Source organism: Caulobacter sp. P1_B12_2 (assembly GCF_056406675.1).
The window spans coordinates 1-5,536 of the sequence record NZ_JBFTZS010000314.1 but is presented as its reverse complement, the minus strand read 5'-3'; the positions used below and the strand labels follow the sequence as shown (position 1 = coordinate 5,536).

Annotated in this window: 9 protein-coding genes; 3 read left to right on the top strand and 6 right to left on the bottom strand. The window is 67.2% G+C overall.

Annotation, left to right across the window (positions count from 1 at the left end; translation table 11 throughout):
* Positions 1 to 762, bottom strand: a 762-nt coding sequence (locus AC1DZ6_RS17745; RefSeq protein WP_477098467.1) for a serine hydrolase domain-containing protein, incomplete at its 3' end; no start/stop codon positions are given.
* A gap of 76 nt (positions 763 to 838) precedes the next feature.
* Here AC1DZ6_RS17745 and AC1DZ6_RS17740 point away from each other — a divergent pair.
* A complete protein-coding gene (locus tag AC1DZ6_RS17740) occupies positions 839 to 1,213 on the top strand; it encodes a hypothetical protein (RefSeq protein WP_477098466.1) in 375 nt (124 codons plus the stop codon).
* A gap of 36 nt (positions 1,214 to 1,249) precedes the next feature.
* Here AC1DZ6_RS17740 and AC1DZ6_RS17735 read toward each other — a convergent pair whose 3' ends face one another.
* The 4 genes from AC1DZ6_RS17735 to AC1DZ6_RS17720 all read right to left on the bottom strand — a co-directional run bounded on the left by AC1DZ6_RS17735 (position 1,250) and on the right by AC1DZ6_RS17720 (position 3,224).
* Positions 1,250 to 1,669 carry an acyl-CoA thioesterase gene (locus tag AC1DZ6_RS17735; protein ID WP_477098465.1) on the bottom strand — a complete coding sequence of 140 codons (420 nt, stop codon included), beginning with the start codon at positions 1,667 to 1,669 and terminating at the stop codon, positions 1,250 to 1,252.
* Positions 1,666 to 2,007, bottom strand: coding sequence for a Grx4 family monothiol glutaredoxin (grxD, locus tag AC1DZ6_RS17730; protein WP_477098464.1), 342 nt, complete (start codon positions 2,005 to 2,007; stop codon positions 1,666 to 1,668). Before grxD ends, AC1DZ6_RS17735 begins: the two co-directional genes overlap by 4 nt.
* 78 nt (positions 2,008 to 2,085) lie before the next feature.
* Positions 2,086 to 2,982, bottom strand: a complete 897-nt coding sequence (locus tag AC1DZ6_RS17725; RefSeq protein ID WP_477098463.1) for an aldo-keto reductase family protein — start codon at positions 2,980 to 2,982, stop codon at positions 2,086 to 2,088.
* A 5-nt stretch (positions 2,983 to 2,987) separates the two neighbouring features.
* Positions 2,988 to 3,224 (bottom strand): BolA/IbaG family iron-sulfur metabolism protein, encoded by a 237-nt coding sequence (locus tag AC1DZ6_RS17720; RefSeq protein WP_477034703.1) that lies wholly within the window; start codon positions 3,222 to 3,224, stop codon positions 2,988 to 2,990.
* 161 nt (positions 3,225 to 3,385) lie between these two features.
* Between AC1DZ6_RS17720 and AC1DZ6_RS17715 the strand changes: the two genes are divergently transcribed.
* Positions 3,386 to 4,039, top strand: a complete 654-nt coding sequence (locus AC1DZ6_RS17715) for a hypothetical protein (RefSeq protein ID WP_477098462.1) — start codon at positions 3,386 to 3,388, stop codon at positions 4,037 to 4,039.
* 64 nt (positions 4,040 to 4,103) lie between these two features.
* On the top strand, positions 4,104 to 5,030 hold the full coding sequence (locus AC1DZ6_RS17710; RefSeq protein WP_477098461.1) for a M20/M25/M40 family metallo-hydrolase: 927 nt from the start codon (positions 4,104 to 4,106) through the stop codon (positions 5,028 to 5,030).
* A gap of 163 nt (positions 5,031 to 5,193) precedes the next feature.
* On the opposite strand, the gene AC1DZ6_RS17705 is transcribed toward AC1DZ6_RS17710, so the two are convergent.
* The coding region (locus AC1DZ6_RS17705; RefSeq protein ID WP_477098460.1) for a hypothetical protein at positions 5,194 to 5,536 on the bottom strand (343 nt) is incomplete at its 5' end.

The following is a 5,536-nucleotide window of genomic DNA, read 5'->3' as shown; positions in this document are numbered from 1 at the left end:
GTCGTGGATCGAGGTGTCCAGCGAGCCCGCCGCCTTGACGCTGCCGCGCCCGTCATGCTCCTCGAACGATCCGTCGGCCTTGTAGCCGTCGGCCAGGTTCCCGGCGAAGTCGTCGCGCCAGATCATGCTGCTGCGGGTCATGCCCAGGGGAACGAAGATCCGCCGGTTCATCTCGTCGCCGACGCTCAACCCCAGGCCCTGCTCGATCACGAACTGCAGCAGGTTGATGCCTTCGCCGGAATAGGCGTAGCGGGTTCCGGGCTCCAGATTGAAGCGCAGCTTGTTGTCGGGATCGTAGAACCGCTGGTCGGCCAGGCCCGAGGTGTGGGTCAGCAGCCGGCGCGGGGTGATCGTCTCCCAGCGCGCATCGCCGGCCAGGTCGGCGTAGCGGGGATAGTCGGGCAGGGGCTTGGGCAGATAGGTCTTGATCGGGGTGTCCAGGTCCAGCTTGCCGTCGTCGACCAGCATCAGCACATACTGGCCGAAGGCCGCCTTGCTGATCGAGGCGGCGTACATAATCGTGTCGGGCGTCAGCGGCAGCTTCTTGTCGACGTTGCGCCAGCCCTGGGCGCTGACGTGGACGACCTTGCCGTGCTCGATCACCGCATAGGCCAGGCCCGGGATCTTGCCGACCGCCATCAGCCGGGCGGCCTCGGCGTCGAGCGCCCCAAAATCCTTGAGCGGAGCGTCAGCGGAAAAAGCGGCGGAGGCGGCGGCCACGCACGCGGCCGTCAGGGCGATCGAAAGGAATTTACCGGGCACTGGGGGTCTCGTCGGTTGCGCGCGGCTGAGCCGTGGGCAAACTAGGGCTCAGTTTCCCTTCCTTGCCAAGGCGCACATGACCTTCGACCGACGCCGACTGCTGGCCGCGGGGCTTTTTCTGGCCTTGGGCGGCTGCGTGGGGCGGGGCGGCGTGACGCTGGTGGCGAGCGGGCGCAACGCTCCGGCCGAGCTGGAGGCCCTGAGCGCCGTCGAGGCCGACGCCACGGGTCTGACCCTGAGCGTGGTCTCCACCGGCTGCACGACCCGGGAGGATTTCACCTTCTATGTCGATCGATCCGGCCCCCAGCCGACGGTGGCCTTCGCGCGCAAGCGGCTGGATCTGTGCCGACGCGCGCCGACCACGGCGGACGTGCGCTTCAGCTATCAGGAGCTGGGATTGCCGGGGCAGGGGCGGCTGGCGGTGCTCAATCCAGTGGGCGCGCCGCGCTGAGCGGCGACATCGTGCGTCCTTCGACGCTCGTTTCGCTCACCCCTTCGGCGTGAACCGCTCGACCATCCAGGGCAGCACGCGGGCCGGGCGTTTGGCGGCGATGTCGATCAGCACCCAGTCGGTGCGGCTCTGGGCGCACATCTCGCCGTCCGGGCCGTCGATGCGGAAGAAGCGCTCGAAGCGCGGGCCCTTCAGCTCGCCCACCCAGGTGTAGCCGGTGGCGATCTCGTCGGGCAGCAGTTCGCGGCGGTAGTCGATCTCGTGGCGGCGCGCGACCCAGCTCCATCCAGCCCGCTCTTCGGGCGAAGCCCAAGCATCCCAATGCGCTATGGCGAGATCCTGGCCCCAGGCCAGATAGACCACGTTGTTGACGTGGCCGTTGGCGTCGATCTCAGACGCCTTCGGTTCGAAGGTCAGCTTGAAGGCGTCGCCAGGTGGGACGAAGACCTTGCTCAAGCTTCGATAAGGCCTTGTTCGGCCAGGAGGGTCTTCAGTTCGCCCGACYGGAACATCTCGCGGACGATGTCGCTGCCGCCGATGAACTCGCCCTTGACGTAGAGCTGGGGGATGGTCGGCCAGTCGGTGAAGGTCTTCACGCCCGCGCGCAGCTCGTCGTCCTGCAACACGTCGACGCCGATGAAGCTGACGCCGAGGTGGTCGAGGATCTGCACGCTGATCGACGAGAAGCCGCAGCGCGGCTGGTCCGGCACGCCCTTCATGAACAGGACCACGGGGTTTTCGGCCACGGTCTTGGCGATGAAGTCGAGGGCGGGGGAGGAGGCGACGTCGGTCATGGAAAGAAATCCTTGGGCGTAGGCTCTCAGCTAGGCGCCGCGACCCCTCGGGTCAAGTCTTGGCGCCGTCTGGAGGCCTCAGGCGTGACGCTTTGCCTTCGCCGCTTCCTGGGCCGAGAAGCGGGCCATCTCGATTTGGGCGGCGCAGCCGGTGGGCAGGTCGCGCTCGGCCATCGCCGCCAGACCCTCGATCTCGACCGGTGTGCTGGCCGTGACCTGCACGGTGGCCAGGGACGGCTCGGTCAGGGCGTAGGCTAGGCAGATCTGCTGGGCGTTCCAGCCCGGCGTGTTGCGCAGGAAGTCGTAGCCGCCGACATCGGCCAGCGGGTCGGTCTTGCGCCGCCACAGCGACGGCTTGGGCAGGAAGCTGTGCTTGTGGTCCTCGCGCAGGACGTTGGGCCAGTAGTCCTGGGCGATCACGGCCATCTCGCGGCTCATGGCGGCGCGCACGCGATTGCGCTCGATCCAGCCCGAGGCCAGGTTGAACGGCGTCGACATGGCCTCGAACTGGCCCGATGCGACATAGGCGTCGAACTTGTCGCCGGCTCCGGCCACGCCCAGCAGGCGGATCAGCCGCGAGCCTCGCAGGGCCTTCAACTGCTCAAGGGTCTCGGCGGGAAAGGCGTTGGCGTCGGGATCGTCCAGTGTGGCCAGGTCCAGGTGTCCAAGGCCGGTGCGGTCCAGGGCCTGGTCGACCATGTCGTGGACGGCCTGGGCCCTCAGGGCGCGATCCATCGAGCCCCGCAGCCGCCAGCCTATGAACAGCAGCCGCCGCTCGACGGTGGAGAAGGCCTCGGTCGCGCCCTCGATCAGGGCGGGCGAGACGCCGTCGATCTCGAAGCTGTTGATGCCGCTTTCCAGCGCCGCGAAGATCAGCTTGCGCCAGTCGGCGCCGCGCAGGCGAGGCTGGTCCTCAAGCCTCAGCGTGATCGCCGAGACCGCCACGCCCGCGCTTCCGAAGGGGCGGTAGCGCATGCCGTCTACTCCGTGGGGGCCGCGGTTTCGAGGGCCAGGGCGTGCAGCGTCCCGCCCAGCACGTCGGCCAGGGCGCGGTTGACCATCTGGTGCTGCTTGACCCGGTTCAGGCCCCGGAAGGCTGGCGAGACGATGCGCGCCTTGTAGTGATCGCCGTCGCCGGCGAGGTCCGTCAGCACGATCTCGGCGTCGGGGAAGGCGTCGTGCAGGCGGGCTTCGAGGTCGGGAAAGGACATGGGCACGGCGGTGGACTCCGAATCTCTCCGTCTCGGGTATGCCGCGTAAACCTTAAGAACGGGCATACGGGAAAAATGCGGTTCAGTGCTGGAGCGTTGCTTTTCAGCTTGCGAGATAACGGAATCACGGACTGATCACAGTGGCGTGATTTCCCCGTGAGGCTGTCGTGAACTTGTTTCGCATCGTGCTGACGATCCTGGCCGTCGCCGCCCTGTCCGGCTGTGATGCGGTGGTTTCCAAGACGCCGCTGATCTTGCCTGCGGATACGCAGGGCGCCGTCATGCTTCGGGAGGGCTGGTGGGTCCTGGTCGACGACGCGTGCCGGTTCGACGCCCGCAAGCCAACTCGGCGATGGCCGAGCTGTGTGGACAGCACGCTGGTCAGGTCCGACGCGACCTCGGGCTTCAGCGCGATCCAAGAGTTCAGTGTCGAGCGCGGCGCCTGGGAATCCCGTCCCTTCCTGATGACGCCGGGAGATCCGCAGTTGGTTCAGTACGAGGACGCGCGGGACGGATGGTCGATCTACTATTACTACGGCCTGAAGCCGGTGGCGCGGGACGAGGGCGGCCGCATGATCGAGGCGCTGGTCTGGTTCGCCCTCTGCAATCGATCCGCTGACGACTCAGGCGCCGAGGCGAAAGACCGAAAACTGCCTCCTGGCCTCAGCCCCGACGGCGAAACGGGGAACTGTATCGCCGCCGACGTCGCGGCGGTTCGGGCGGCAGTCGTGGCCAGCCAAGGGGCGGACAGTGGACGCCTACGCTGGGTCCGCGACGCGCGCCCCGACGACTTCGCCCAAATGAAGCACGGCAAAAAATGACGATGAATTCATTGCGAAATCGGGGCGACGCAAGCCAATAAGACCGGGTCAACGAGGTCTTCGCATGCGCCTGCTCCTGGTCTCCGCCGCCCTCGGGCTCATGCTCTCGGCGCCCGCCCACGCCGCCCCCAAGCCCGGCGCCCACGCGCTGGACGACGTCCGCATCCTGTCGGCCGACGACATGGAGGGCCGGGGAGTCGGCACGCCGGGCGGGGCCAAGGCGCGGGCCTATATCGTAAAGCGCTTCGGCCAGATCGGGCTGCGGCCCCAAGGGGCGACGTTCGAGCGGCCCTTCACCTTCAAGCCCAAGTTCGGCAAGGAGGTCACCGGTGTGAACCTGGTGGCGCGGATCGAGGGCACGTCCAGCTCGGACAAGGTGCTGGTGGTCTCGGCCCATTATGACCACCTGGGGGTCCGCAAGGGGCAGGTCTATAACGGGGCCGACGACAACGCCTCGGGGATCGCCGGCCTGCTGGCCGTGGCCGAGGCGTTCAAGGCCCGGCCGCCGCGCCACACCGTGCTGATCGTCGCCTTCGACGCCGAAGAGAGCGGGCTGCGCGGGGCCAAGGCCTTCGTCGCCGATCCGCCCGTGCCGCTGGCGACGATCGGCATGAACATCAATTTCGACATGATCAGCAAGAACGCCCGCAACCAGCTCTACGTCAGCGGCGCCGGTCCGCAGCCCTGGCTGAAACCGGTGCTGGACGGGGTGGCCAAGACCGCGCCGGTCAAGCTGCTGCTGGGCCACGACACCGACGCCCACGGCAAGGAGAACAACTGGACCGCCCAGTCCGACCAGGGGGCCTTCGCCGCGGCAGGCGTGCCCTGGGTCTATTTCGGCGTCGAGGACCACCCCGAATACCACCAGCCCACCGACGACTTCGCGACCGTCCCGCAGGACTTCTTCAAGCATGCGGTGGCGACCGTGGTCACCGCGACCCGGGCGCTCGATGACGATCTGGACGGCTTGAACAAGGCGGCGGGGCGGTAACTTTTAAACACCGCTCATCCCGGCGAATGCCGGGACCCAGATGGACTGGCGGTGTGGCTGACGCCAAGAACGCTGGGCCTGTCCAATCAGGCTCTTCGCTTTGGGATCTGGGTCCCGGCATTCGCCGGGATGAGCGGATCATTTGATAGTGGAGAGAAGCGCTTTACCCCGCGCTCTCTTCCTCTTCCGCCCCGTCGTCCTCTTCCAACCCGAACACTTCGTCGATGACCTCGACGATCTCCTCCAGGTCGTCCAGCGTGACCTTCAGCTTCAAGGTCTGCTCGTCGTCGCCGGTGACGGTCAGGAAGATGCCGTCTTCGGTCTCTTCCAGGATGAACTCGTCCAGGTTCGGAATGGCGGCCATGTTGGTCTCCTCGGTTGGCGGACAAGCGACCGGGCGCGGCTTTCGTTCCGGGTCATCTCTCGTCGTCACGCGATAGATAGTGTCGCGATGCGCCAATGTCGTGACGGCAGGCCGGGACCCAAGGGCCCCGGCCTGGCTCGCC

Coding starts and splice junctions, on each gene's coding strand:
- AC1DZ6_RS17740 (WP_477098466.1), top strand. CDS start 839: ATGACCTTCGACCGACGCCGACTGCTGGCCGCGGGGCTTTTTCTGGCC.
- AC1DZ6_RS17725 (WP_477098463.1), bottom strand. CDS start 2,982: ATGCGCTACCGCCCCTTCGGAAGCGCGGGCGTGGCGGTCTCGGCGATC.
- AC1DZ6_RS17710 (WP_477098461.1), top strand. CDS start 4,104: ATGCGCCTGCTCCTGGTCTCCGCCGCCCTCGGGCTCATGCTCTCGGCG.